We start from the raw sequence: 272 nt of genomic DNA on the forward strand, positions 1-272 counted from the left end.
GCGCTGCCGCAGCCTGGAATCAGCACCGTACACGGCGCGCGGCGCTGCGCGAACGCGCGGAACCCGTCGGGCACGCCGCCGAATTCCCACGGCGTCACGCCGCGCGCGAAGCGCTCGTCCCAGAACGAAGCATTGGCCGGATCGCGCGTCGCGAAGTCGGCGGCGCTCGGCGGCGGCGGTTGGGTCGGGTTGGACATCGCTCGGCTCCTGTCGGTCATGCGCCGTACGTGAGCGCGAGCAGCACGCGCGCGACGAGCGCGCCGACGCCGACG

Annotated in this window: 1 protein-coding gene; it reads right to left on the reverse strand. The window is 74.3% G+C overall.

The window, feature by feature from the left end:
* The coding region (locus R2R70_RS20320; RefSeq protein WP_410978947.1) for a hypothetical protein at positions 1 to 197 on the reverse strand (197 nt) is incomplete at its 3' end.
* Positions 198 to 272 lie beyond the last annotated feature (75 nt).

This window comes from Cobetia sp. SIMBA_158 (genome assembly GCF_046566945.1).
Lineage (GTDB): Bacteria > Pseudomonadota > Gammaproteobacteria > Pseudomonadales > Halomonadaceae > Cobetia > Cobetia amphilecti.